Genomic DNA, 25,973 nt, shown 5'->3' on the forward strand with positions numbered 1-25,973 from the left:
GCAAGCTAATTTGTAATAATAACAATTTCCACAGAATAACATCAACTTGCCAAAACGGCTATGGTTCGGGCGCTCTAATATAGTCCACCATGGAGGCGATGCGGTGCGCGGGCGCCGGGGTGGCCAGGCTGACGACGGCCATGGTCAGCAGCCCGGCCGGCACGCCGAAGATGCCGGCCGAGATGGGCGCGATGTGCAGCCACTGGCCGGCCGCGCTGCCGCCCAGCACGGGGTTGGTGTGCACCATGTAGTAGACGCAGACGCAGAAACCGGTGGCCATGCCGGCCAGCGCGCCGTAGTGGTTGGCGCGCTTCCAGAACACCCCCAGCACCAGCGCCGGCACCAGGGTCGAGCCGGCCAGCGAGAACGCCGCGCCCACCAGCGACAGGATGTCGGCCGGCTTTTGCGAGGCGGCGTAGGCGGCGATGAAGGCCACGGCCAGCAGCAGCAGCTTGGAAATGGTGACCCGCTTCTGGGTCGAGGCGATCGGGTCGACCAGCTTGTAGTAGACGTCGTGCGACAGGGCGTTGGAGATGGCCAGCAGCAAGCCGTCGGCCGTGGACAGGGCGGCGGCCAGCCCGCCGGCCGCCACCAGCCCGGAAATCACATAGGGCAGGCCGGCGATCTCGGGCGTGGCCAGCACCAGCATGTCGCCATCGATGCCGATCTCGGCCAGTTGCACCACGCCGTCGTGGTTGATGTCGGTGATGCTGAGCAGCGGGTTGACCTTGTCCACATTGGCCCAGTACGACACCCAGTTGGGCAGGTGGGCGTAGTCGCTGCCCACCAGCGCGTGGTAGATGTCGTACTTGACCAGCACCGCCAGCGCTGGAATGGTGAGATAGATCAGCAGGATGAAGAACAGGGTCCAGAACACGGACACCCGCGTCTCGTCCACCGACGGCGTGGTGTAGGAGCGCATCAGGATGTGGGGCAGGCCGGCCGTGCCCACCATCAGGCAGAACACGAGCGCCAGGAAGTTGTTGCGCTTGATGTCGGACTGGGGTTGCGGGCCCGGATAGGGCTGGGCGTGGGGCATGATGGGCTCGGCACGCGCCAGGCATTGGTCGCGCGCATCGCTCCACTCGCGGTTGGCCTCGTCCACGTTCTTCGGATAGGCGATCAGGGCCCGCTCGGCGGCGCGGATCTCCAGCAGCGAAGCGTTGCGCTGCTTGATGCGGTCCAGGTGGCGCTGCGCTTCGATGCGGCCCACTTCCCACGACACGGGCAGTTGCCGCAAGCGTTCATCGTACTCGGCGGCGCGCTGGCGGAAGGTGGCGCGCACCTGGGCTTCCTTGGGGTCTTGCTGCAGCACGGCTTCGCGCGCGCTCAGGCGCGACAGCAGCTTGCCGTAGGCCAGTTGCGGCACCGGATTGTCGCTGTGCTTGACGGCCAGCCACATGGCGGGAATCAGGAACGCCACCACGATGATGATGTATTGCGCCACCTGGGTCCAGGTGATGGCGCGCATGCCGCCCAGGAACGAGCACACCAGGATGCTGGCCAGGCCCAGGAAGATACCGACCGAGAAATCGACCCCTGTGAAGCGCGACGCGATCAGGCCCACCGCGTAGATCTGCGCCACCACGTAGATGAAGGAGACGGCGATGGTGGCCGTCACGGCCAGCAGGCGCACGGCGCGGCCGCCGTCGCCGCCGTCGTAGCGGGCGGCCAGGAAGTCCGGGATGGTGTACTGGGCGAACTTGCGCAAATAGGGCGCGATCAGCAGCGCCACCAGTACGTAGCCGCCGGTCCAGCCCATGATGTAGGCCAGGCCGTCGAAGCCCCGGATATACAGGCCGCCGACCAGGCTGATGAAGCTGGCCGCCGAGATCCAGTCGGCCGCCGTGGCCATGCCGTTGAACAGGGCCGGCACGCGCCGCCCCGCCACATAATATTCGAGCACATTGGAAGTGCGGCTCAGCACGCCGATGGTGGCGTACAGCACGATGGTGCCGAACATGAACAGATAGCCTATCCACTGGCGCGGCATGCCTTCCTGCTCCAGCACGGCCAGCGCCACCAGGAAGCAGCCGAAGCCGGCTGTGAACCCCAGGTAGGTGCTGCGCAGGCGGCGGTACAGGGAACGGCTCATGCGCGCTCCTCGCCATGCTGGCGGCGCCATTGCCGGTCCAGCCGCCGCATGCGCCACGCGTAGGCGCCCAGGATGGCCAGGTAGACCAGGCAGCCGCCCTGGGCCGCCAGGTAAAACGACAGCGGCCAGCCGAACAGGTTCAGGCCCGACAGTTCACGGGCGAAGAAGGCGGCGCAAAACGTGGTCAGCAGCCACAGCAGCAACAACTGGCCGCTCAGGCGGCGCGTGCGTTGCCAGTGGGCGGAAGGCGGGGTCTGTTCATCCATAGTAAATCGTCTCGTCCATGGTGGCGGGCGCCGGTGGCGGCAGCAGCGGGAAGGTCAGGCGGAACAGGCTGCCGGGCAGCTTGGCCGACTGGCTGCGCGGGTTGGCGTAGATATCGACCTCGGCGCCGTGCTGCTGGGCCACTTCGCGCACGATGGCCAGCCCCAGGCCGCTGCCTTCCACATTGCTGCCCAGGATGCGGTAGAAGCGCTCGAACACGCGCTCGCGTTCGGCCGGCGCGATGCCCGGTCCCGTGTCCTCCACCTCCAGAAATGCGTGCTCGGCGGTGGCATGCACGCGCACGGTGACGCTGCCGCCGGCCGGCGTGTAGCGCAGCGCGTTGTCGATCAGGTTGGACAGCATTTCGCGCAACATGGTGGCGTCGCCGGCGATCTGCACCGGCTCCGGCGGCGGCTCCAGGCCCAGGTCGATCCGGTTGGTGAACGAGGCCGGTACCCAGTCCTGCACCACATGGCGCGCCAGTTCGCCCAGGTCCAGCGGCGCGAAGGCGACGCCGGCCTGCGGCTGGTTTTCCGTGCGGGCCAGGGCCAGCAACTGGTTCACCAGGCGGGTGGCGGCCTCCGAACTCTTGGCCAGTTGTTCCAGCGAACGGTGCACTTCATCATGGTCGGTCTGGCGCAGCGCCAGCTCGGATTGGGTGCGCATGCCGGCCAGCGGCGTTTTCATCTGGTGCGCGGCGTCGGCGATGAAGCGCTTTTGCATGGCGATCGATTGCGACAGCCGGCCCAGCATGTCGTTGAGCGAGTTGACCAGCGGCGAGATTTCCTCGGGCACCTGGCGCGCCTCGATGGGGCTGAGGTCGTCCGGATTGCGGGCCCGTATCCGCTCCTGTAACTGGGCCAGCGGCGACAGCCCGCGCGCCAGCGCGAACCAGACCAGGGCCAGCACGATGGGCAGGATGATGAACTGCGGCAGGATCACGCCCTTGATGATTTCATTGGCCAGCTTGGCGCGCTTTTCCAGCGTCTCGGCCACCTGCACCAGCGCCTGGTGGGTGTCGTCCGGGTCTTCATGGTCCAGCTTGACGTAGGAATAGGCCACCCGCACCTGGGTGCCGTGCATGGTATCGTTGCGGAAGTGGACCGTGCCGGCGCGGAAATAATCCTCCTCCTGGGGCGGCGGCAGGTCGCGGTCGCCGTCCACGTACACGCCACCGGGGCCCAGCACCTGGTAGTAGACGTTGTCCACGTCGTCGGCCCGCAGCATATCGCGCGCCGTGCCGGGCAGGCGCTTGATGACGGCGCCGTTGACGGCGTGCACCTGCTGGGCCAGCATGGTCACGCTGTCCTCCAGCGCATGGTCGAACGGTTGATTGGCGATCGATTTGGCCACCAGGTAAGTGATGGCGATGCTCATGGGCCACAGCAGCAGCAGCGGCGCCAGCATCCAGTCCAGGATTTCCCCGAACAGCGAATGCTGGATTTCCTCGTCGCGCTCGGCGGCCGGCGGCTGGTAGTCGTCGGTGGCCTGGACGGCCCCTGGCGCCTCGGCCGGACTCACTTGGCCTCGGGCTTGCCGGCCTCGGTGGCGGCCGGTTCAGTGTATTTTTCCAGGCAATAGCCGAGCCCGCGCACGGTGGCGATGCGGATGCCGCCCACTTCGATCTTCTTGCGCAGCCGGTGCACATACACTTCGATGGCGTTGTTGCTCACTTCCTCGCCCCATTCGCACAAGTGGTCCACCAGCTGTTCCTTGGACACCAGGCGGCCGGTACGGGCCAGCAGGATTTCCAGCAAGCCCAGCTCACGGGCCGACAATTCCAGCATCTGCTCGTTGATGTAGGCGCTGCGGCCCACCTGGTCGTAGCTGAGCGGGCCGTGGCGCACCACGGTGGCGCCGCCGCCGGCGCCGCGCCGGGTCAGGGCCCGCACCCGCGCTTCCAGTTCCGACAGCGCGAACGGCTTGGCCATGTAATCGTCGGCGCCCAGGTCGAGGCCGTTGACGCGTTGTTCGATCGAGTCGGCCGCCGTCAAAATCAGCACCGGCAGCAGCGAGGCGCGCGCGCGCAGCCGGCGCAGCACTTCCAGCCCGGACAGCTTGGGCAAGCCCAGGTCCAGGATCAGCAGATCGAATTCCTGGGTCGACAGGGCAGTGTCGGCATCCTGGCCGTTTTTCACACAATCGATGGCATAACCGGACTGGCGTAGCGAGCGGGTCAGTCCATCGGCCAGCACGCTATCGTCTTCGGCAAGTAAAATACGCATGAGTCACTCCGGCTGCAGAAGCCTGTATTGTGTGACATTTCCCCCGGCGAAGCGAGTTTTTGTGTCGGACGCCATCAAGATTTGATCAGTTTCAAACCTCCTGTAAAATCGCGCTTGCAATAAGCACTGTTTTTTTATACAGTATCGCTTGTACCGACACACCAACCCGCGCGTTCCCTTGCGCATCAGGCTGAAAGAACATTATGGACGACAAAAAAGGCGCAGTACCCGCATCTGAAAAAGCCAAGGCCCTGGCCGCCGCGCTGGCGCAGATCGAAAAGCAGTTCGGCAAGGGTTCCGTGATGCGCATGGACGCCAGCGCCCCCATCGAGGAAGTCCAGGTGGTGTCGACCGGCTCGCTGGGCCTGGATATCGCGCTGGGCGTGGGCGGCTTGCCGCGCGGCCGCGTGGTGGAAATCTACGGCCCTGAATCGTCGGGTAAGACGACGCTGACGCTGCAGACCATCGCCGAGATGCAAAAACTGGGCGGCACCTGCGCCTTCATCGACGCCGAGCACGCGCTGGACGTGGGCTACGCGCAGAAACTGGGCGTGAACCTGCACGAACTGCTGATCTCGCAACCGGACACGGGCGAACAGGCGCTGGAAATCTGCGACGCCCTGGTCCGTTCGGGCAGTGTGGACATGGTGGTGGTGGACTCGGTGGCGGCCCTGACCCCGCGCGCCGAGATCGAAGGCGACATGGGCGACTCCCTGCCCGGCCTGCAGGCGCGATTGATGTCGCAGGCGCTGCGCAAGCTGACCGGCTCCATCAACCGCACCAACACGCTGGTGATCTTCATCAACCAGATCCGCATGAAGATCGGCGTCATGTTCGGCAGCCCGGAAACCACCACGGGCGGCAACGCGCTCAAGTTCTACGCCTCCGTGCGCCTGGACATCCGCCGCACCGGCTCCATCAAGTCCGGCGACGAAGTGATCGGTAACGAAACCAAGGTCAAAGTGGTCAAGAACAAGATCGCGCCACCGTTCAAGGAAGCCCACTTCGACATCCTGTACGGCGCCGGCACCTCGCGCGAAGGCGAGATCCTGGACCTGGGCGCGGACGCGAAGATCGTCGAAAAATCCGGTTCCTGGTACAGCTACAACGGCGAACGCATCGGCCAGGGCAAGGACAACGCCCGCGCCTTCCTGCAGGAGCGTCCGCAACTGGCATGGGAAATCGAAAACAAGGTGCGCGAATCGCTGGGCGTGCGCGCGCTGCCGCCGCTGACCGAGGAACAGGGGGGGCCAGCGGCCGGCAAGCTCAAGGCCGTCGACAACAAGGCTGACGCGGCGTAACGAAGGCGTCGCTTCCCCGTCCGGCATGGCTGGCCGGCGGGAGCGATGACAGATGAGCGCAAGACCGAGCGACCACCGGACCGCAGCGCGGCCGGTGGTTTGTTCTTTGCGCGGATCGTGCGGGCCGTGCCGGGTCCGCGGAATTTGCCGAGAGTGCAGAGGGTCTTATGGCAGCACAACAACCCAGCCTGAAAGCGCGCGCCCTGCGCTACCTGTCCATGCGCGAGCACAGCCGTCTGGAACTGGGCCGCAAGCTGGCCCGCCACGCGGAGGAGGGCGAAGATGTGAACGCCCTGCTGGACTGGCTGGAACAAAATAAATGGCTGTCGCAGGAGCGCTTTTCCGAAGCCCTGATCCATCGCCGCGCGGCCCGCTACGGCAACAGCCGCATCGTGGCCGAACTGCAAAGTCATGGTGTGGCGGGGGAGGCCCTGCAGGAACTCAAGAGCACGCTGGCCGAGGATGAGACGGCCCGCGCCTGTGAAGTGTGGCGCCGCAAATTCGGCACCGTGGCCGCCGACCGCCTGGAACGCAACAAGCAGATGCGCTTCCTGCTGCAACGGGGTTTTTCCCAGCGCGCCGTGCTGGCCGCTTTGGGCGGCAGCGATCCCGACGACGAAATCTGAGCTATTCCTGTCTGCTGCATTCAACATTTCCCCCAAAAAAATTGCTGGACTGGCCACTCCCAGCGCGTCAAATCCTTACAATAAAGGCTACAAAGCCACCGTTTTACCCCCGTTTTTTGCCGCAAACCGCATGATTTAGCGCAACCGCGGGCATGGTGTGCTACACTTTTGTGGTTTTGCAGCACCGCGGGTGCGGTGGTTGTCCGTAGAAGCTGCGGCAACGTGCGTCAAGCACATGGCTGCTATTAATTTCCGCCGCGCAAGCGGCATCGGTATATGTCCCTGTCAACTCCCGTTTCCCGACGTGCGCTACGGCACACGCGCGCCATCGACGTCCAAGCGTTCAAACGCGACGACGGTCTGTGGGACCTTGACGCCCGTATCACCGATATCAAAGCCATGGACACCAAGCTGGCCTCCGGCCCGCGCCCTGGTGGCACCCATCTGCATGACCTCTCCCTGCGTCTGACCGTGGACCTGAAACTCAATGTCGTGGCGGTCGAAGCCGTCTCCGACGCTGTGCCCTATCCCGGTTACTGCGACACCAATGGCCATGCCTACCAGCAGCTGGTGGGCTTGAACCTGTTAAAAGGTTTCCGGCACGAACTCAAGCAACGCCTGGCCGGCATCGCCGGTTGCACCCATTTGACGGAACTGGCGCAGATCCTGCCCACGGCCGCCGTGCAAGCGTTCGCCAACGACGTGTGGTCGACCAATGATGCCGCCAGTCCCGACGCCGACCTGCCGCACCACAAACCGTTCCAACTGGATAATTGCCATGCCCTGCGTACCGATGGCGGGGCCGTGGCCGAGTTTTACCCGCGCTGGGTGGTCAAAGCAGCACCAGGATAGCGTGTAGCTTCACCTGCTTTTTCAAGAGTTATTTTCCGCAGTATCAACCGATCTCAACCGATCTTTACACATCAGCATCAGAAGGGAAGCCAGCATGAAAATCCATGAGTATCAAGGCAAAGAAATCCTCCGAAAATTCGGAGTGACGGTACCGCGCGGTATTCCGTGCATGTCCGTGGAAGAGGCAGTCAAAGCTGCTGAAACCCTGGGCGGCCCAGTCTGGGTGGTCAAGGCGCAGATCCACGCTGGTGGCCGCGGCAAAGGCGGCGGCGTGAAAGTGGCCAAGTCGCTGGAACAAGTCAAAGAATACTCCGAGCAAATCATGGGCATGCAACTGGTCACGCACCAGACCGGTCCTGAAGGCCAGAAAGTACGCCGCCTGCTGATCGAAGAAGGCGCCGACATCAAGAAAGAACTGTACGTGTCGCTGGTCACCGACCGCGTCACCCAGCGCGTCGTGCTGATGGCTTCGTCCGAAGGCGGCATGGACATCGAAGAAGTGGCTGAAAAGCACCCTGAGCTGATCCACTCGATCGCCATCGACCCATCCGTCGGCCTGACCGACGCCGATGCCGATGCCATCGCCACCAAGATCGGCGTGCCCGCCGCTTCGCTGCCGCAATCGCGCGCCAACCTGCAAGGCCTGTACAAAGCCTACTGGGAAACGGACGCTTCGCTGGCCGAAATCAACCCACTGATCCTGACCGGCGACGGCAAGGTCATCGCACTGGACGCCAAGTTCAACTTCGACGCCAACGCCCTGTTCCGTCAACCTGAAATCGTCGCCTACCGCGACCTGGACGAAGAAGATCCAGCTGAAGTGGAAGCGTCGAAATTCGACCTGGCCTACATTTCGCTCGACGGCAACATCGGCTGCCTGGTGAACGGCGCCGGCCTGGCCATGGCCACCATGGACACCATCAAGCTGTTCGGCGGCGAGCCGGCCAACTTCCTGGACGTGGGCGGCGGCGCGACGGCTGAGAAAGTGACCGAAGCGTTCAAGATCATGCTGAAGAACCCTGGCCTGAAAGCCATCCTGGTGAACATCTTCGGCGGCATCATGCGTTGCGACGTGATCGCCGAAGGCGTGATCGCGGCATCGAAAGCCGTTTCCCTGCAAGTGCCGCTGGTGGTGCGCATGAAGGGCACCAACGAAGATCTGGGCAAGAAGATGCTGGCCGAATCCGGTCTGCCCATCATCGCGGCCGACACCATGGAAGACGCAGCCAAGAGCGTTGTCGCCGCCGCTGCCGGTCAAGCTTAATTAAGGAATCAACATGTCCATCCTGATCAATAAAGACACCAAAGTTGTAACCCAAGGCATCACCGGCAAGACCGGCCAGTTCCACACCCGCGGCTGCCGCGACTACGCGAACGGCAAGAACTGCTTCGTCGCTGGCGTGAACCCGAAGAAAGCCGGCGAAGACTTCGAAGGCATCCCAATTTTCGCCAATGTCACGGAAGCGAAAAAAGAAACCGGCGCCAACGTGTCGGTGATCTACGTGCCGCCAGCCGGTGCCGCTGCCGCCATCTGGGAAGCCGTGGAAGCGGAAATGGACCTGGCCATCTGCATCACCGAAGGCATTCCTGTCCGTGACATGATGGCCCTGAAGGACCGCATGGCCAAAGCCGGCTCCAAGACCCTGCTGCTGGGTCCTAACTGCCCTGGCCTGATCACGCCTGACGAAATCAAGATCGGCATCATGCCTGGCCACATCCACAAGAAAGGCCGCATCGGCGTCGTGTCCCGTTCGGGCACCCTGACCTATGAAGCCGTGGGCCAGCTGACCGCCCTGGGTCTGGGCCAGTCGAGCGCCGTCGGTATCGGTGGCGACCCGATCAACGGTCTGAAGCACATCGACGTGATGAAGATGTTCAACGACGATCCTGACACCGACGCCGTCATCATGATCGGCGAAATCGGCGGTCCAGACGAAGCCAACGCGGCTTACTGGATCAAGGACAACATGAAGAAACCAGTGGTCGGCTTCATCGCCGGCGTGACGGCTCCTCCAGGCAAGCGCATGGGCCACGCCGGCGCGCTGATCTCGGGCGGCGCCGACACCGCGCAAGCCAAGCTGGAAATCATGGAAGCGTGCGGCATCAAAGTCACCAAGAACCCATCCGAAATGGCACGCCTGCTGAAGGCCATGCTGTAATTTGGCAATGAGTTGGTGAATAATGACGGGGAGCCTGGTGCTCCCCGTTTTTTTTGTGCCTGTCGCACAGCAACCGTATTGGCCGGAGACTAAGATTGGCGAAAATTATCATCTCGCGCGAAGGCGTGGTGGAACAGCAAGTGCAGCTCAGCAAGGAGCGCATGACGATAGGCCGTCACCGGCATAACGATATCGTGCTGTCCCATCCCTCCGTGAGCGGCGAGCATGCGGTGATCGTCACCATCCTGGATGACTCCTTCCTGGAAGATTTGCAAAGCACTAACGGTACCTTCGTCAACGGCCACCGCATCGGCAAGCATTTCCTGCAGCACCTGGACATGATCAAGATCGCCAAGTTCCAGGTCGAGTTCATCGCCGATGGCGTGCGCCCGCTGGCTGCCGCGGCGGCAGCCGAACCGCCGCTGGGCCAGATCGAAGTCATCAATGGCAACAACGCGGGCAAGCAGATGGCCCTGACCAAGCCGCTCACCACGCTGGGCCGCCCCGGTGTACAGGTGGTGGTGATCAATCGCGGTACGGATGGCTATACCATCGCCCACGCGGAAGGGGCGCAGCCGCCGCTGGTCAATGGCGCGGCCGTGGGCCAGCAACCGCTGCGGCTCAGGCATGGCGACGTGATCGACCTGAGCGGCACCCAGATGACGTTCCGCCTGACCAACCCTGTCAGCTGACAAAATTTGTCAGCCCAGCGCCGTTTTTGGCCCGGATGACAGATTTCGGCAAGCGAACTGACAAAAATAGTCACTCCCTTGGACAATAATTGGCGCTTAATCCCTGTTTTCGACGCAAAAAGGCCCGAAAAAGGGTTGGCACGGCCTTTGCTCATACTGAAGCGTGGCACCAAACTTTTTACCTCACTCGGGAGTAGCAAAATGAAATCGATGAAAATGATCAAGAAACAAGCACAAGCCGGCTTCACCCTGATCGAACTGATGATCGTGGTGGCAATTATCGGTATCCTGGCCGCCGTTGCTATTCCTGCCTACAGCGACTACACGATGAAGGCCAAGGTCAGCGAAGCGGCCTCCATCTCGGCGCCAGCCCGTCTGGCCATCGCCCAGGCGTTTAACGAAGGCAGCCTGGCCGCCACCAGCACCAACGCCACCCTGAACCTGCCGGCCAACACCACCATCACCAGCAAATACGTGAAGCAAGTGGACGCCGTCGGTACCAGCGCCACCACCGGCACCGTGACCGTGACGATGCAAAACACCAACGATGCGACCATCGACACCAAGACCGTCGTCTACCTGATCACCTGCACCGCCGGCGCGGCTTGCGTAACCACGGTTGACGCAGCGAGCTCGGTGCCAGCCAAGTTCATTCCTAAGGTCTGATAACCTCAGCTGAAGGATAGAAAAAAACCGGTGCAGCCGCGAGGCTGCACCGGTTTTTTGCATTCAAAGCCGGGCGCGCGACGGGCGCCGCGACCGCCGGCGTCACACGATCTTCTGGCGGTCCGCGATCAGCGCTTCGTAAGTGAGGTTTTGCAGCATGGTGTAGTGCACGGGATCGAGGTCGACGAACTGCACGCCGTAGGTGAACACTTCTTCCTTGCCGGCCACGGCCGGCTTGACCACGTTGATGTTGCGGATGGTGGCGTTGGGATCGATGCGCACCTGGCGGTTGCCGGGCTGGGCGATCAGGTAGAACGACAGGCCCACGGTCGGCAAATCCTCGGGCAGCGGCTTGGTCGATTCGATCAGCGCGCCCGACACGCTCAGGTTGACGAGGAACACGGAAGTGTGGCCGTCCGGCGTGGTGACCTGGGCCGGAATATCGACCTTGACCCGCATCGCCGTACGTAAGCTGGTGCCCTGGATGGTGGAGGGGAACGACAGGTGGGCGTAGTACAGCGGCCGCAGGAACACGCGCTGCACGGTGCAGGCGAACGAGCACACGTTCACGCCGGAAAACACGCGGATGGTCAGCTTGTCGCCATCGTTGAGGGCGATGGGCGCGCCGTTCTCCATCGGGATCTTGACGATCATGTACTCGTCCTTGACCCAGCCGATCAGCGTGGAGAAATGCTGGATCGGCTTGATGGTACGGTGGGTGATGAACTGTATCCTGCCACCGACCTGCAAATTCATCTGCTCGAATTCGTATTCCTGCGTCCTGGCTTCGCTCGGCGGTGCCGTGCTGCTCATTCTTGCGCCCTCTTTGCCTGCATGGATGTCCCGTCCCCTGTCCGCCGCCGGTACTTATTGTCCGCCGACAGGAAATATTGTCGGTTGTTATTGCTTATTTTTTTGATTATATACCGGACAACTTGCTCCAACAACAAGAGGGGCGGGGCGGCGCCAGCTGCTCACGCTCCAGCCGCCGGGCCGAACAGGCGGGTGAACGCGGCTGCATCCAGCGCCCGGCTGAAGAAATGGCCCTGTCCTTCGTCGCAGCCCTGCGCCGTCAGGAAGTCGTGCTGCTGCTGCGTTTCCACTCCTTCCGCGATCACTTGCTTGTGCAGGCTCTTGCCCATGTTGATCACCGCGCTGACGATGGTGGCATCATCCGCGCTGCTACTCATCTGGCTGACGAAGGACTGGTCGATCTTGAGCGTATGAATGGGAAACCGGGTGAGATAGCTCAGACTGGAATAGCCGGTACCGAAGTCGTCGATGGCCAGCTTCACGCCCAGCCGGGCGATCTCCTGCAGCAGATTGTCGCTCGACGTGCCATCGTGCATCAGCATGTTTTCCGTCAGTTCCAGCTCGAGACAGGCGGGCCACAACCCCGTCTCGGCCAGCGTCTGGCGCAGGTAGGCAAGGAAACCGGCGCTGCGAAATTCCAGGGGCGACGTGTTGACGGCCATTAACAGCGGCGGCAAGCCCTGGCGCCGCCAGGCCTGCGCCTGCTCGCAGGCCTGGCGAAGTACCCAGCGCCCCAAAGGCACGATCATGCCGCACTCCTCCGCGACGGCGACAAAATGATTGGGCAACAGCAGGCCAAGCTGCGGATGCTGCCAGCGCACCAGCGCTTCCACCCCCACCAGCTTGCCGCTGGCGAGGGCGATCTTGGGCTGGTAATGCAGCACGAATTCCTTCCGCACCAGCGCCAGTCGCAGCCCCGCCTCGGTTGACAGGCGCAGTTTGGCGCGCGCGTTCATGGCCGGTTCGTAGAAGGTGCAGTTATTGCGCCCCGTCTGCTTGGCGTGATACATGGCAAGGTCCGCGTTGCGCAGCAGCGTGTCGGCGTCCTGGCCGTCGGCCGGGTACAGGCTGATGCCCATGCTCAGACCAATATGCAATGCATGACGCTCGATCCGGTGCGGCAGCAGCATGGCCTGCAGGATTTTCTGCGCGATGGCGGCGGCATCCTCGGCGTGCTCGATTTCCGGCAACAGCAGTATGAATTCATCGCCACCCTGGCGGCTGACCGTGTCCGAGCTGCGTACGCAGTGCGCCAGGCAACGGGCCACTTCTTGCAGCAACAGGTCGCCCACGGCATGACCCAGGGAATCGTTAATGTGCTTGAAACGGTCCAGGTCGATGAACATGACAGCCAGTTGGCCATCCCGGCGACGCGCCAACTCGATCGCCTGCGCCAGCCGGTCACCCAACAACGCGCGATTGGGTAGTTTGGTCAGCACGTCGTGGTTGGCCAGATGGTCCAGCTCAAGCTTGGCTTGCTGGACCTGTTCCGCCAGCATGACGGCAGCCATCGATGCCACTACCAGGTGGGAGTTGGCTTGGCGCAGCATGGTGATGTGGCTGGCGGCGACACCGCGCATCCGGCGCCGCCACCCTCCGCCGCGCTCGCTCACGTTAGCTGCCAACTCGCGCGCCTGCACCAATTGCTCGCGCGCCAACAACACTTGTTCGCGCGCGCTGGGCAGGGCGCTATCTTGCCGCGTCAAGGCCGCGTGGCGCAGTTTGGCCGCCAGGCGCCGCTGCTCATGTTGCATGCCGCTGATCGTACGCTTTGCGCGCATGAACCCACTCCTCTCGCCTGACGACTGTCTAACGCTATCTTGCACAATGCCACGCTCGCGTGGTCGTCACCGTGCGTCATCGCACATTGCGGCTAGCCAAGGTGGCATCGCAGCGCGCCGAGCGCAAAGAGGACTGCGCGGATTTTCAGGAAAGCCAGACCGACTACTGGTGCCCCATAGATGAGGGGGGGCTCGATAGCTTTCATGAACGAATGCTCTAAATGCTATTTAAATTTATACGCTTACATGGATAACAATTTCAGGTAAGGTGAAGTGAGTATCAACTCTGCATACAGCACCCGCGCTGTCGTGCGCGATGGTAGACCAATCGTTGAGGTGCGTAGAGATTCATGGATTGGCCGTGAGGTCAGTGAGATATCATGCATAAAGAGACACGCGATGGGCCGGCACCCGCGCCCACTGCGGCGGTAGCGCCCGACGCGACGGTCCGTTCCGCCGCGGAGCCGGCTGGGTGGCAGACGTTCCGCCAACTGGAGGTGCGCCAGCTGCGCCGCACGATCAGCGATCTGCTGCAGCTGACGGAACGATATGACGCCCTGAAGGCGCGCCATGAAGCCTACCTCAAACTGGTGCCCCAGTTGCAGGCGGCCAACGAGCAACTGGTACTGGCGATCTTCGGTGCGCGCGACCTGCAGCAGGCGGCCGAAGCGGTGAACCGGCAGCAGATGGAATTCTTCGCCATGCTGGCGCATGAGTTGCGCAATCCCTTGCATCCGATCATCATGGCCAATCACCTGATCGGCGACATCGCCACGCGCCATCCCGACCTGACCGTCCTGCATGACATCATCGAACGCCAGGTGGCGCTGCTGGTGCGGCTGGTGGACGACTTAATGGATGCATCGCGCGCCAGCATGGACAAGATCACCATCACCCGCTGCCGCGTGCCGCTGATGGACGCGGTCCAGGGGGCGGTCGAGATCGGCCAGTCCCTGTTGACCGAGCGCGGCCAGCGATTGCAGCTCGATGGGCCTGCGGAACCGTTGTACGTGGAGGGCGATCTGGAACGGCTGACCCAGGCGCTGTCCAATCTGCTGCTCAACGCCAGTAAATTCACGCCGCAATACGGCCACATCGCCATCCGCGTCAGGGCCGAAGGCAACAATGCCATCGTCACCGTCAGCGATGACGGCGCCGGCATCGCGCCCGAGCTCCAGCCACTGATCTTCGATTTATTTACGCAGGGTCCGCGTCCGCTGCATCGGGCCGTCGGCGGCCTGGGCATCGGACTGTCGCTGGTGCGCCGGATCGCCGAGTTGCATGGCGGCTCGGTCAGGGTGTACAGCGAGGGCAGCGGCAAGGGCAGCGTATTCAGTGTCTACCTGCCGCTGGCCCCGTCACCGGCCGCCTTGGGAGGGGAGGTATATTGGCCGCCCCACCATGCGAAGGGATTGCGGCCGATGCAGCTCGTGCAAAATGCATGAGCTTGACCGGAGATTTAATTGCGCGTACGCTGCGGCAGCGGTTTGACAAAATATTATCTCATCCATAGCGCACAGTTGGCCGGTAGCGCCAGCGCGCACCGCCATGCCGGCGGTGCGTCGTCGTCAGGTGCGGTAACGGGCGAACGCGAGCGGCATGCGAAGCGCGGTATCGACGAACATAACGGGATGATGGCCTTGATCGAAAAGCGTTGGCACAGGATGATCCGGATCGCGGTGTCGCGCGATCCTGCGCGCGTGCCCGAGACCAGCGCAGTGCTGTGGCGCGGGCTGGCCGAGCATCTCACCGCCATCATCGGCGAGCGCGGTTTCGATGCGCTGTACGCCCGCAGCCTGCACCAGGTCAGCGCGACCTATCCTTGGCTGGCCGGGATCGATCCCGCCGAGGAGCATGTGACCTTCTCGCAGCTGCAGCACCGCTTGCAGCAACAATCCATGCCCGCCGCAGGAGAGGCCAGCAGTGCACTGCTGTGCACTTTCATCGACACCTTAACCTTACTCATCGGCGAACTCGTCACGTCCAGCATCCTGCGTGCGGCTTGGGGGGATGACACGGTAAACCCCGCTGTATCGGAGTCTCAAGCATGAAAAAAGTCGACATACGACGTCTGCCCACCGGCGTACCTGGCCTGGACGCCTTGCTGGGCGGCGGCATTCCGGAGTACTCGTTCAACCTGCTGGCGGGAACGCCAGGCAGCGGCAAGACGACGATGGCACACCAGATCATGTTCTCGCTGGCCAGCCCCGAGCGCCGTGCGCTGTTCTTTACCGTGCTGGGCGAACCGCCCCTGAAGATGCTGCGCTACCAGCAGCAGTTCCCGTTCTTTGATGCCGCCAAGATCAACCAGTCGATCAAGTTCGTCAACCTGGCCAGCGAGCTGCTGGACGGCGACTTTGACCGGGTGCTGGCGCGCATCATGGCGGAAGTGCAAGCCTTCAGTCCCAGCCTGGTGTTCGTCGATTCGTTCCGTTCCGTGGTGCAGTCGGGCGCGACCGATGGCCGGGCCGACGGCCTGCAACACTTCGTGCAGCAGCTGGGCATGCAGATGACCAGCTGGCTGGCCACCACCTTCCTGATCGGCGAGTACCTGGCGCCGGAGGCCGAGTCCAGCCCCGTGTTTACCGTGGCCGACGGCATCATGTGGCTGTCCCAGCAGGTGCACCGCGACGCCATGGTGCGCAAGATCCAGGTGGTGAAGATGCGCGGCCAGGCCCAGAGCCTGGGCGTGCATACCTTTCGCATCGGCGACAGCGGCATCGAGATCTTCTCGCGCGCCGTGGTCAAGGCCGGCGCGGACATCAGCATCGTCGGCGAAGCCCGCCTGTCGACCGGCGTGCCGGCGCTGGACGAGATGATGGGCGGCGGCCTGCCGGCCGGCTATTCGATGCTGGTGGTGGGGCCGTCCGGCTCCGGCAAGACCGTGATGGCGACCCAGTTCCTGGCCGAAGGCGCACGCCTAGGCGAACGGGGCGTGATCGCCGCCTTCGAGAAAAGCCCGAACCAGTTGTTGAGCCGCCAGCTCAGCGCGCTGGTCGCCAGCGGCATGGTGGGCGTGATCAACACCCGCACGCTTGATCTGTCGCTCGACGAAATCCTGAACGACCTGGTCTGCCTGATCGAGCGCACCAAGGCCACCCGCGTGGTGATCGATTCGCTGGCCGGTTTCGAGTTGACGCTGGCCTCGGTGTTCCGCGAAGACTTCCGTGAATCGCTGTACCGGCTGGTGGCTGTGCTGACGGGCATGGGCGTCACCGTGCTGATGACGGCCGAGCTGGAAGACCAGTATTCGGCGCTGCGTTTCAGCACTTACGGCAACGCCTTCCTGGCCGACGCCATCGTCATGCACCGCTATGTGGAACTGGCGGGGCAACTCAAGCGTGTCATGGCGGTGGTCAAGGTACGCGGCAGCGACCACAGCAAGGATATCCGCTTCTTCGACATCGGCGCCGACCAGATCACCATCGGCGCGACACTCAGCGATTACCAGGGAATACTGTCGGGCCAGCCGGAAGTGGGGAAGCAAGCAACGCGGAGCTGAACGGGAACGGCGCAACTGCGCGCCTCCCCACAACAGCCCATCGCCTGGCGGGGCCAGGCCGTTGACGTCGAACCTCGCGCCGGGAACGAGGGCGACGGACTGCTTGGTCGCGTTGGCAATAATTTATTGAAAATCAGTGACTTAGCTCGTTACGCTCCAGTCGCCCGACTTGCCGCCGTGCTTTTCCATCACGCGGATCTCGCCCATCACCATGCCCCGGTCGACGGCTTTGCACATGTCGTACACGGTCAGCAGGCCGACCTGCACGGCCGTCAGCGCCTCCATTTCCACGCCCGTCTTGCCGAAGGTTTCCACCTGGGCCCGGCAGTGCACGGTCGACGTGGCCTCGTCCGTCTCGAAATCCACCGCCACCCGGGTCAGGGCCAGCGGGTGGCACAGGGGCACCAGGTCGCTGGTGCGCTTGGCGCCCATGATGGCGGCGATGCGGGCAATGCCCAGCACGTCGCCCTTCTTGGCGCTGCCCGACACGATGATGGCCAGCGTCTCCGGCTTCATGCGGATGTGGCCGCTGGCCACGGCGATGCGGTGGGTTTCCTGCTTGTCGCCCACGTCGACCATGTGGGCCTGGCCGGTGGCGTCGAAGTGGGTCAGCCCGTCGGCGGGCGGCGTAGTTTTGCTGGTCGTCATGGATAGGATGCTTGGTTTGGTGGCCACGCGCGGCGCGGCCCGGATAGGGTGAATTGGTGGTTGGCCCGCTGCGTGCGCACGCCAAGTGCGGGTATGATAGCACCGTGAACGCAGATCGAATCTCCCCCCCATCCCAGGACCGTCGGGCGCGCCGCGCGCCGCGCTTGCGCATGCTGGCCGTCGCGCTGTTGTGTGTGCTGCCCTTGAGCATGGCGCAAACGGCTTTGCCACCGGCGAAAATCCCCAACCTGCCCAATCTGGGCGACACCGAGCGGGAAGACTTGTCGCCGCTGATGGAGCGCAAACTGGGTGAGGAAATCATGCGCGATATCCGGCGCGACCACGATTTCCTGGACGACGCGCCCATCCTCGAATACCTGAACAGTTTCGGCAATGCGCTGGTGGAAGCGCGTCCCGGCGCGCGCGGCGAAGCGAGCTTCGACTATTACTTCTTCGCCGTGCGCGATCCCCAGTTGAACGCGTTCGCGCTGCCGGGCGGTTTCATCGCCGTCCACTCGGCCCTGCTGCTGGCGGCCCAGAGCGAGGCGGAACTGGCCTCCGTGCTGAGCCACGAGATCGGCCACGTCGTGCAGCGCCACATCGCCCGCTCGCTGGGCCAGCAGCGCCAGGATGCGCTGATCCCGCTGGCCGCCATCATTCTGGCCGCGCTGGCGTCCAAGGCCGGTGGCGACGCGGCCATCGGCGTGTTCATGGGCGGACAGGGGCTGGCCATCCAGCGTCAACTCAATTTCAGCCGCGACGCCGAGCGCGAGGCGGACCGCATCGGCTTCCAGATCATGGGCGCGGCCGGTTTCGACACCAGCGGCATGGTGGCGTTCTTCCAGCGCCTGCAGGCGGCCACCCGCAACTACAGCGACGTGACGCCGGCCTACCTGCAAACCCACCCGCTCACCAGCGAGCGCATCGCCGATATCCAGGCCCGTATCCGCGAGCAGCCCTACAAGCAGCGGCTCGACAGCCTGGACTTCCAGCTGGTGCGGGCCCGCGCCCGCGTGCTGCAGGACGAGTCGGCCCAAGGGCTGGCCGCCGCCACCGACTACTTCGACACCCAGCTCCAGCAGGAGAACCGCCAGCAGGTGGCGGCGGCCAAGTATGGCCTGGCCTTCGTCGCCCTCAAGCGCGGGGATACGGCCACGGCCCAGCGCCTGCTGGACGAGGCCCGCGGCGCCATGCGCAAAGCGCCGCCGGCCGGTGTGTATGGCGCGCTGCCGTCGACGGCGCCGAACGTTATCTTTGTCAGCACGGCGCTGGAAATCAAGCTGGCGCAGGACAAGAACCCGGCCGTGATCGCCCAAGCGCTGGCCGAGGCGGACGCGGCGCACCAGCAGTTCCCGCTGTCGCGCGGCATCGCGCGCCAGTACGCGCAAGCCATGATCGCGGCGGGCAAGCTGGAGCCGGCCGCCGTCTACCTGCGCGATCAGGTCCAGCTCTACCGCGAAGAGCCGGCCTTGTACGATTTGCTGGCCAGCACCTACGCGAAGCAGGGCAAGCTGGCCTTGCAGCACATGGCGCTGGCCGAATCGTATGTGTTGCAGGGCGGGGTGCTGTCGGCGCTGGACCAGTTGGGTATCGCCCGCAAGGCGCCCGACGCCTCGTTCTACGAACAGGCCGTGATCGATGCGCGCGAACGCGAGCTGCAGGCGCGCCGGCGCGAGGAGCTGGGCGAGAAGGGCAAGAAGGAATCGAAGGCCGCGGTCCGTCAGGGCATAGGCACGGGTACGAAGCCGTAGCGCTGCGCCAGCGCCGCGCGCGCCACACGCTGCACAGGCAGCAGCTGGCCACGGTCGCGCAAGGCGGGCCCGGTGACGGTGCCGGCCGCGTCGGCGGGCTGCTCCAGCCAGGCCAGCAGCGCGTCGTCGTCGGTCGTGTGGTCTGGCCATTCCAGGCGGGACAGCACGTCGGCGCCGTCGCGGTCGTCGAGCTGGGCCAGCACGGCGCCGCTGCGCAGGATCAATTCCCCCTGTTCCGTCATCAGCGCTTCATCGAGCGGCCCCAGCGCTTCGCCCGTGTGCAAGCGCCAGCCCAGCGCCGGGTCGGTGCGCACGATGTAGGGCGTGGCCTCCACATTCAGGTAGACCCGCTGCGGGCCGTTCTGGAAATACCAGCAACCGCGTTCGTCGCTGCCGTAATTGCGGGCGATGAAGCCGATCAGGGCCACGTGGTGCAGCTTGTCGCCGGGCAGGTTCAAGTGCTGGGCGCGCTCGTCGCGCATGCGCCATTGGCCGCGCGCATCCAGCGCCAGCCAGCCGTAGCAGTGCGGCACGTTGGGCCACTTGGCCATCGCTTGTTTGACGATTTCGTCCATGTTTTCAATCAGTTGATAGCGTGCGCCGCGACTTCGGCGGGGCTGCCTTCGAGGAAGTGCAGCAGTCGTTGCGGCAGCCAGTCGAGCCGGCCCGGCATGCCGCCCACGGCGAAGCCCACATGGCCGCCATGTTCAGGATAGTCCAATTGCACGCAGGCGGCGGCCCGGCGCGGCAGATGCTGGCCCGGCAGGAAAGGATCGTTGAGCGCGTTCAGCACCAGCGTGGGCACGGTGATGTCGCCCAGCACATGCCGGGCGCTGGCCCGGTTCCAGTAATCGTCGGTGTCGCGGTAGCCGTGCAGGGGCGCCGTCACCACGTTGTCGAACGCGTACAGGTCGCGCGCGGCGCGCAGCGCGTCCAGGTCGAACAGGCCGGGGAACTGCTTGAGCTTGGCCTCGCACTTGGGCTTGAGCGTTTGCAGGAACATGCGGGTGTAGACCAGGTTGAAGCCGCGCGACAGGGCGATGCCGCCCTGGGCCAGGTCCAGCGGGGCCGACACGGAACAGGCCGCGTCCACGAAGTCGGCCTGGTGCTGCGCCTCGCCCAGCCAGCGCAGCAGGGCGTTGCCGCCCAGCGAGACGCCGGCCGCGTAGAACTTGCCGAGGCTGCGCCCGTGCAGCTTGCGCACGATCCAGTCGATCTCGGCCGCGTCGCCGGAATGGTAGAAGCGCGGCGCCCGGTTCGGTTCACCGGAGCAGCCGCGGAAATGGGGCACGGCGCCGGACCAGCCGCGCGCGGCCACGGCCGCCATCAGGGCGCGCGCGTAGTGGCTGTCGGAGGAACCTTCCAGCCCGTGGAACAGCACCACGAACGGCTGGCCCGGCTGGCCATCGACGAAATCGACGTCGATGAAGTCGCCGTCGGGCGTCTCCCACCGTTCGCGCCGGAACGCGACGGCCGGTTTAGGGATGCAGATGGCCGGATAAATGGTTTGCAGGTGGCCGCTGGGCAGCCACCGTGGGGCGGGGTAGCGCATGCGGCCTCAGTGCAGGACCAGGCCCGGCGCTTCGGCCGGCACCGCGCCCGGCGCCACCGACACGTGGTGCAGCACGATGCGCCAGCCGCGCGGCGTCTTCACGTAGACGTTGGTGGCCAGCAAGTGGGCCGGCTCGCCGGTGGCGGCCGTGGTGCCCTCGATCACCGTGTGAACCGAGCTCATCAGGTTATGGGTTTCATGCAGCTGGGACGGCCGGATGTGCAGGCCGCCATGTTCCAGCAGCGCGCTCCAGGCGGCGCGGATGGCCGCGTGGCCGATCAGGCGCGGTCCGCCCGGGTGGATGCAGACGATTTCCTCGTCATCCGCCCATAACGCCATCAGGGCGTCGAGATCGGCCCGGTTGAGCGCGTCGTAGAACGCCGCTTCCACTTCGGCGGCGCTGCCATTGAGCTGTTTGACACGTTTCATAGGGGCTCCTCCGGGACGGGCGGATGGTCGGGATCGGCGCTGGGCTCGGTGCTGCGATCAGTGATGCGAAACGACGGTGCCTGGTTTCAGGCGGTACGCCGTGCCGCAGTACGGGCACTTGGCTTCGCCATGCTTGAAATCGAGGAACACGCGCGGGTGGGACGACCACAGCGGCATGGCCGGATTGGGGCAGTGGGCGGGCAAGTCCTTGCCTTCGAGCTCGACTGCGTTAGCGGCGGCGGGTGTGGTAGCGTGGGTCATCTGCGGGTTCTCCGTGAGGCAAAGGGACATGACGGTCCCCGGCTGGAAACCGCCAAACAAAACACGATTTTAACGGATTCGCGCAACGGACAAAATTCATCGGTAAAATAGCGCCTTCATTATTCCCCTGCCGCCAGCGTGTGTTTCTGTTAAAGCAACGCCAGTGCCGCACTCCACATGACGCCACAAGCTGACCTGTCGACCGCCATCGCCCCGCCTGTCACGCCGCCGCCGGCCGTGCCCGCCGCGCGCGCGTGGGCGCCGATCCGGCGCTGTTGTGGCGAGAAAACCACATGACTGATTTGACCCGCGCCGCCACTCCCTACGTCGCCGAGCATGACGAGCCGTCCTGGCGCGAAGGCTTGAAGACGGGCATGCCGACCCTGTTCGGGATCGGCGCCTGGGGCCTGGTGGTGGGCATCGCCATGGTCAAGACCGGCTTGACGGTGCCGCAGGCGCTGGCCATGACGCTGGTGGTGTTCGCCGGTTCGGCCCAGTTGGCCTCGCTGCCGCTGATCGCCGCCCACGCCCCGATCTGGGTCATTTTCGCCACCGCGCTGGTGGTCAACCTGCGTTTCGTGATCTTTTCCGCCCTGCTGGCGCCCCATTTCGCCAATCTGCCGCTGCGCAAGCGCTTCCTGCTGGGCTACGTGGCCGGCGACATGACGGTGGCCCTGTTCCTGCAAAAGTACCCCAGCGAAGCGCCCCAGGTGGGCAAGCTGTCCTACCTGAAAGGCTTGCTGTACCCCAACTGGGCGGCCTGGCAAGTGGGCTCCATCGCCGGCATCTTCCTCGGCAGCGCCGTGCCGCCCGAATGGGGCCTGGGCTTCGCCGGCACGCTGGCCATCATCTGCATCACGGTGCCGCTGGTGGCTAGCCGCCCGGCCCTGTGCGGGGTGCTGGTGGCGGGTGTGGTGGCGGTGCTGGCGGCCGGATTGCCCTACAAGCTGGGCCTGCTGGCCGCCGTGCTGCTGGGCATGGCCGCCGCCATGCTGGTGGAAGAACTGACTGAGAAAAAGGAGTCATGATGGCCGACTGGGAAATCTGGGTCACGATCGCCGCGCTGGCCTTGGCCACGGCCTGCACCCGCAGCTCGTTCTGGCTGATCGGCCACCACATCACCATCCCGCGCCGGGTGCAGGACATGCTGCGCTACGCGCCGGCCTGCGCGCTGGCGGCCATCATCGCCCCCGATCTGTTGCTCAATAATGGCCAGTTGCAGCTGGAGCCGGCCAACCTGAAACTGGTGGCCGGCATCGCCGCCATCGTGTTTTACTTGCTGCGTCGCAACATGTTGCAAACCATCGTGTTCGGCATGGGCAGTTTCACGGCCCTGCGTTTGCTGCACGTGTTTTCATAAACGGCTAAGTGGGCGCGGCCTTGCGGTAAAATAGCGGTCTTTCTTTCAACTTTCCTCCTTGGGTAGCCATGCAAGCTGTTCTGAACTTTCTCCGCCTGCAAGACCTCGTCGCGCGCGATGCGCTGCGCGGCAAACGTGTCTTTATCCGTGCCGATCTGAACGTGCCGCAAGATGATGCGGGCCGCATCACGGAAGACACCCGCATCCGCGCCTCCGTGCCGGCCATCCGCGCCGCGCTCGACGCTGGCGCCAAGGTCATGGTCACGTCCCACCTGGGCCGTCCCACGGAAGGCGAGTTCAAGCCGGAAGACAGCCTGGCGCCGGTCGCCGTGCGCCTGGCCGAACTGCTGGGCCAGGGCGTGGAACTGAAACAGAACTGGGTCGACGGTGCCGGCCTGGACAACCTGCAAGACGGCCAGGTGGTACTGCTGGAAAACGTGCGCGTCAATCCAGGCGAGAAAAAGAACAACGACGCGCTGGCCCAGAAGATGGCCGCCCTGTGCGACGTCTACGTGAACGACGCGTTCGGCACCGCCCACCGCGCCGAAGCGTCCACCCACGGCATCGCCAAGTTCGCTCCTATCGCTTGCGCCGGCCCGCTGCTGGCCGCCGAGCTGGACGCGCTGGGCAAGGCCCTGGGCGCGCCGGCCCGTCCGCTGCTGGCCATCGTGGCTGGCTCGAAAGTATCGTCCAAGCTGTCCATCCTGAAAGCGCTGGCCGACAAGGTCGATAACCTGATCGTCGGCGGCGGCATCGCCAACACCTTCATGAAGGCCGTCGGCCTGAACGTGGGCAAGTCGCTGGTGGAAGCGGAACTGGTGGGCGAAGCCAAGGCCATCATCGACATGATGGCGGCCCGCGGCGCGCAAGTGCCGATTCCCGTCGATGTCGTGTGCGCCAAGGAATTCTCGCCGACGGCCGCCGCCACCATCAAGGACGTGGCCGATGTGGCCGACGACGACATGATCCTGGACATCGGCCCGAAAACGGCCGCCACCCTGGCCGCCCAGATCGGCGCGGCTGGCACCGTGGTGTGGAATGGCCCGGTCGGCGTGTTCGAGTTCGACCAGTTCGGCGAAGGCACCAAGACGCTGGCGCTGGCCATCGCCGGTTCCAAGGCGTTCTCCATCGCCGGCGGCGGCGACACGCTGGCGGCGATTGCAAAGTACGACATTACCGATAAAATTGGTTATATCTCCACCGGCGGCGGCGCTTTCCTGGAATTCCTGGAAGGTAAAACCCTGCCGGCCGTGCAGATCCTGGTCGAGCGTCAGGCCAAGTAAGCCAGTCCGCGATAGCAAGCAATAACAAGCAATAACAAGCAATAACAAGCAAGAGCAGCAAACCAGCAAGACGGCAGCATAGCAACACGGCAACACGCAGTACCACGGCGCGGCCCCACGGCCGCGCCGCCATTGCGCCGGTACTTTGATTCGGCCCCGGGCCCGCGCCCGGGGCCGTCCGCCTGACCTAACGCTCAAGGAAACCCATGTCCCGTGGTACCAAAATCGTCGCAACGATAGGCCCAGCCTCCACCGACTTCAACATCCTGGTCAAGATGATCCGTGCCGGGGTGGATGTCGTGCGCCTCAATTTTTCCCACGGCAAGGCGCAGGACCATATCGACCGCGCGCGGCTGGTGCGCGACGCGGCGGCCGAATGCGGCCGCGAAGTGGCGATCATGGCGGACATGCAAGGCCCCAAGATCCGGGTCGGCAAATTTGAGCACAACAAGATCGAGCTGGCCAACGGCGACCGGTTCATCCTGGACGCCAGGTGGGGCGAGAACGGCGAACTGGGCAACCAGGAACGGGTGGGCCTGGACTACAAGGCCCTGCCGCGCGATTTGCACCCGGGCGACGTGCTGCTGCTGAACGATGGCCTGATCGTGCTGGTGGTCGACAGGATCGCCGGCCACGAGATCCACACCACCGTCAAGATCGGCGGCGAGCTGTCCAACAACAAGGGCATCAACCGCCAGGGTGGCGGCTTGACGGCGCCGGCCCTGACGGCCAAGGACATGGAAGACATCAAGACGGCCATGAGCTTCCAGGCCGACTACCTGGCCATTTCGTTCCCGAAAAGCGCGACCGACATGGAAATGGCGCGCCAGCTGGCCAACATCGCCGGCGAGCCATACGGCCACAAGCCCATGATGATCGCCAAGATCGAACGGGCCGAAGCCATCCCCGTGCTGCAGGAAATCCTGACTGCGTCGGACGGCATCATGGTGGCCCGCGGCGACCTGGCCGTGGAAGTGGGCAACGCGGCCGTGCCGGCGCTGCAAAAGCGCATGATCCGCATGGCGCGCGAGTCCAACAAGCTGGCCATCACGGCCACGCAGATGATGGAATCGATGATCTTCAACGCCGTGCCCACCCGCGCTGAAGTGTCGGACGTGGCCAACGCCGTGCTGGACGGCACCGACGCCGTGATGGCCTCGGCCGAGACGGCGTCCGGCAAGTACCCGATCGAGACGGTAGAGATGATGGCCGCCATTTGCGAGCAGGCCGAGCAGTCCGAATACAACAAGCTGGACGCGGACTTCCTGGACGCCACCTTCACCCGCATCGACCAGTCGATCGCCTATGGCGCCCTGTTTACGGCCCACCACCTGCGGGTGAAGGCCATCGTGGCGTTGACGGAATCGGGCTCGACGGCGCTGTGGATGAGCCGCCACAGCATCGACACCCCGATCTACGCGCTCACGCCCAGCGTGACCACGCAGCGCAAGGCCGCGCTGTACCGCAATGTGCGCGCCTGCCACCTGGAGCCCAAGGGCGACAGCGGCGTCGTGCTCAAGCAGGCTGAAGATGTCATGCTGGCCAACGGCGTGGTCCAGAAGGGCGACCTGATGGTCGTCACCTGGGGCGAACCGATGGGCCAGGTGGGCGGCACCAATGCCTTGAAAATCGTCAAAGTCGGAGCAGTTGATTAACCAAAATTCAGGCCCACCGGCCGCCGCCCCGGGTCATCCGCCCGGCGTGCAGGACGGC

At 64.3% G+C, this 25,973-nt stretch carries 26 protein-coding genes; 15 read left to right on the forward strand and 11 right to left on the reverse strand.

Annotated features, from left to right (window positions below; genetic code table 11):
- Window positions 1-58 precede the first annotated feature (58 nt).
- From H3H39_RS22095 to H3H39_RS22110, 4 genes are read right to left on the reverse strand one after another with little or no spacing between them, the layout of a single operon-like run.
- Window positions 59-2,095 carry a sodium:solute symporter family protein gene (locus tag H3H39_RS22095; RefSeq protein ID WP_182156539.1) on the reverse strand — a complete coding sequence of 679 codons (2,037 nt, stop codon included), beginning with the start codon at window positions 2,093-2,095 and terminating at the stop codon, window positions 59-61.
- The gene (locus tag H3H39_RS22100) at window positions 2,092-2,361 is read right to left on the reverse strand and encodes a DUF4212 domain-containing protein (RefSeq protein ID WP_182156540.1); all 270 of its coding nucleotides are present in this window, start codon (window positions 2,359-2,361) and stop codon (window positions 2,092-2,094) included. Before H3H39_RS22100 ends, H3H39_RS22095 begins: the two co-directional genes overlap by 4 nt.
- A complete protein-coding gene (locus H3H39_RS22105; protein WP_311196958.1) occupies window positions 2,354-3,880 on the reverse strand; it encodes a sensor histidine kinase in 1,527 nt (508 codons plus the stop codon). Before H3H39_RS22105 ends, H3H39_RS22100 begins: the two co-directional genes overlap by 8 nt.
- Entirely contained in the window at window positions 3,877-4,584 is a 708-nt protein-coding gene (locus tag H3H39_RS22110; RefSeq protein ID WP_182156541.1) for a response regulator, read from the reverse strand. The genes H3H39_RS22105 and H3H39_RS22110 overlap by 4 nt, the downstream gene beginning before the upstream one ends.
- A gap of 203 nt (window positions 4,585-4,787) precedes the next feature.
- On the opposite strand from H3H39_RS22110, the gene recA reads away from it, so the two are divergent.
- The 7 genes from recA (at window position 4,788) to H3H39_RS22145 (ending at window position 10,880) form a co-directional block, all read left to right on the forward strand.
- Window positions 4,788-5,885, forward strand: coding sequence for a recombinase RecA (gene recA, locus H3H39_RS22115; RefSeq protein WP_182156542.1), 1,098 nt, complete (start codon window positions 4,788-4,790; stop codon window positions 5,883-5,885).
- A gap of 167 nt (window positions 5,886-6,052) precedes the next feature.
- Window positions 6,053-6,511: a recombination regulator RecX gene (gene recX / locus H3H39_RS22120; RefSeq protein WP_182156543.1), complete on the forward strand. Its 459-nt coding sequence runs from the start codon at window positions 6,053-6,055 to the stop codon at window positions 6,509-6,511.
- A gap of 276 nt (window positions 6,512-6,787) precedes the next feature.
- A complete protein-coding gene (locus tag H3H39_RS22125; RefSeq protein ID WP_182156544.1) occupies window positions 6,788-7,363 on the forward strand; it encodes a DUF2889 domain-containing protein in 576 nt (191 codons plus the stop codon).
- 94 nt (window positions 7,364-7,457) lie between these two features.
- Complete coding sequence (gene sucC, locus H3H39_RS22130) at window positions 7,458-8,627, forward strand: ADP-forming succinate--CoA ligase subunit beta (RefSeq protein WP_182156545.1); 1,170 nt, start codon at window positions 7,458-7,460, stop codon at window positions 8,625-8,627.
- A 13-nt stretch (window positions 8,628-8,640) separates the two neighbouring features.
- Window positions 8,641-9,522, forward strand: coding sequence for a succinate--CoA ligase subunit alpha (sucD, locus tag H3H39_RS22135; protein ID WP_182156546.1), 882 nt, complete (start codon window positions 8,641-8,643; stop codon window positions 9,520-9,522).
- A gap of 95 nt (window positions 9,523-9,617) precedes the next feature.
- The gene (locus tag H3H39_RS22140) at window positions 9,618-10,214 is read left to right on the forward strand and encodes an FHA domain-containing protein (protein ID WP_182156547.1); all 597 of its coding nucleotides are present in this window, start codon (window positions 9,618-9,620) and stop codon (window positions 10,212-10,214) included.
- 201 nt (window positions 10,215-10,415) lie between these two features.
- Window positions 10,416-10,880, forward strand: a complete 465-nt coding sequence (locus H3H39_RS22145) for a pilin (RefSeq protein WP_182156548.1) — start codon at window positions 10,416-10,418, stop codon at window positions 10,878-10,880.
- A 102-nt stretch (window positions 10,881-10,982) separates the two neighbouring features.
- Here the strand turns inward: H3H39_RS22145 and H3H39_RS22150 are convergent, their stop codons facing one another.
- Together H3H39_RS22150 and H3H39_RS22155 are read right to left on the reverse strand one after the other, a co-directional pair.
- Complete coding sequence (locus H3H39_RS22150) at window positions 10,983-11,693, reverse strand: flagellar brake protein (RefSeq protein ID WP_182156549.1); 711 nt, start codon at window positions 11,691-11,693, stop codon at window positions 10,983-10,985.
- Between the two features lie 161 nt (window positions 11,694-11,854).
- On the reverse strand, window positions 11,855-13,474 hold the full coding sequence (locus H3H39_RS22155; RefSeq protein ID WP_182156550.1) for a putative bifunctional diguanylate cyclase/phosphodiesterase: 1,620 nt from the start codon (window positions 13,472-13,474) through the stop codon (window positions 11,855-11,857).
- A 380-nt stretch (window positions 13,475-13,854) separates the two neighbouring features.
- Between H3H39_RS22155 and H3H39_RS22160 the strand changes: the two genes are divergently transcribed.
- From H3H39_RS22160 to H3H39_RS22170, 3 genes are read left to right on the forward strand one after another with little or no spacing between them, the layout of a single operon-like run.
- Complete coding sequence (locus H3H39_RS22160; protein WP_182156551.1) at window positions 13,855-14,919, forward strand: sensor histidine kinase; 1,065 nt, start codon at window positions 13,855-13,857, stop codon at window positions 14,917-14,919.
- 18 nt (window positions 14,920-14,937) lie between these two features.
- On the forward strand, window positions 14,938-15,525 hold the full coding sequence (locus H3H39_RS22165) for a hypothetical protein (RefSeq protein WP_182156552.1): 588 nt from the start codon (window positions 14,938-14,940) through the stop codon (window positions 15,523-15,525).
- Complete coding sequence (locus H3H39_RS22170; protein WP_182156553.1) at window positions 15,522-16,976, forward strand: ATPase domain-containing protein; 1,455 nt, start codon at window positions 15,522-15,524, stop codon at window positions 16,974-16,976. Before H3H39_RS22165 ends, H3H39_RS22170 begins: the two co-directional genes overlap by 4 nt.
- Before the next feature lie 141 nt (window positions 16,977-17,117).
- Here the strand turns inward: H3H39_RS22170 and moaC are convergent, their stop codons facing one another.
- Complete coding sequence (gene moaC / locus H3H39_RS22175) at window positions 17,118-17,624, reverse strand: cyclic pyranopterin monophosphate synthase MoaC (RefSeq protein ID WP_182156554.1); 507 nt, start codon at window positions 17,622-17,624, stop codon at window positions 17,118-17,120.
- Between the two features lie 170 nt (window positions 17,625-17,794).
- Between moaC and H3H39_RS22180 the strand changes: the two genes are divergently transcribed.
- Entirely contained in the window at window positions 17,795-19,375 is a 1,581-nt protein-coding gene (locus H3H39_RS22180) for a M48 family metallopeptidase (RefSeq protein ID WP_182156615.1), read from the forward strand.
- Here H3H39_RS22180 and H3H39_RS22185 read toward each other — a convergent pair.
- From H3H39_RS22185 to H3H39_RS22200, 4 genes are read right to left on the reverse strand one after another with little or no spacing between them, the layout of a single operon-like run.
- Window positions 19,345-19,950 (reverse strand): DUF2946 family protein, encoded by a 606-nt coding sequence (locus H3H39_RS22185; protein ID WP_182156555.1) that lies wholly within the window; start codon window positions 19,948-19,950, stop codon window positions 19,345-19,347. The genes H3H39_RS22180 and H3H39_RS22185 overlap by 31 nt on opposite strands.
- Window positions 19,951-19,958: 8 nt before the next feature.
- Entirely contained in the window at window positions 19,959-20,927 is a 969-nt protein-coding gene (locus H3H39_RS22190; RefSeq protein WP_182156556.1) for a YheT family hydrolase, read from the reverse strand.
- 6 nt (window positions 20,928-20,933) lie between these two features.
- Entirely contained in the window at window positions 20,934-21,356 is a 423-nt protein-coding gene (locus H3H39_RS22195; protein WP_182156557.1) for a YybH family protein, read from the reverse strand.
- Between the two features lie 57 nt (window positions 21,357-21,413).
- The gene (locus H3H39_RS22200; protein ID WP_182156558.1) at window positions 21,414-21,617 is read right to left on the reverse strand and encodes a zinc-finger domain-containing protein; all 204 of its coding nucleotides are present in this window, start codon (window positions 21,615-21,617) and stop codon (window positions 21,414-21,416) included.
- Between the two features lie 293 nt (window positions 21,618-21,910).
- On the opposite strand from H3H39_RS22200, the gene H3H39_RS22205 reads away from it, so the two are divergent.
- From H3H39_RS22205 to pyk, 4 genes are all read left to right on the forward strand, one after another.
- The gene (locus H3H39_RS22205) at window positions 21,911-22,645 is read left to right on the forward strand and encodes an AzlC family ABC transporter permease (RefSeq protein ID WP_182156559.1); all 735 of its coding nucleotides are present in this window, start codon (window positions 21,911-21,913) and stop codon (window positions 22,643-22,645) included.
- The gene (locus H3H39_RS22210) at window positions 22,645-22,977 is read left to right on the forward strand and encodes a branched-chain amino acid transport AzlD family protein (RefSeq protein WP_182156616.1); all 333 of its coding nucleotides are present in this window, start codon (window positions 22,645-22,647) and stop codon (window positions 22,975-22,977) included. The genes H3H39_RS22205 and H3H39_RS22210 overlap by 1 nt, the downstream gene beginning before the upstream one ends.
- A 68-nt stretch (window positions 22,978-23,045) precedes the next feature.
- The gene (locus H3H39_RS22215) at window positions 23,046-24,260 is read left to right on the forward strand and encodes a phosphoglycerate kinase (RefSeq protein ID WP_311196959.1); all 1,215 of its coding nucleotides are present in this window, start codon (window positions 23,046-23,048) and stop codon (window positions 24,258-24,260) included.
- Window positions 24,261-24,466: 206 nt separating this feature from the next.
- Complete coding sequence (gene pyk, locus H3H39_RS22220; RefSeq protein ID WP_182156560.1) at window positions 24,467-25,915, forward strand: pyruvate kinase; 1,449 nt, start codon at window positions 24,467-24,469, stop codon at window positions 25,913-25,915.
- Window positions 25,916-25,973 lie beyond the last annotated feature (58 nt).

Origin of the sequence: Rugamonas apoptosis, from assembly GCF_014042355.1 — a bacterium.
In the GTDB taxonomy this organism is placed as follows: domain Bacteria; phylum Pseudomonadota; class Gammaproteobacteria; order Burkholderiales; family Burkholderiaceae_D; genus Rugamonas; species Rugamonas apoptosis.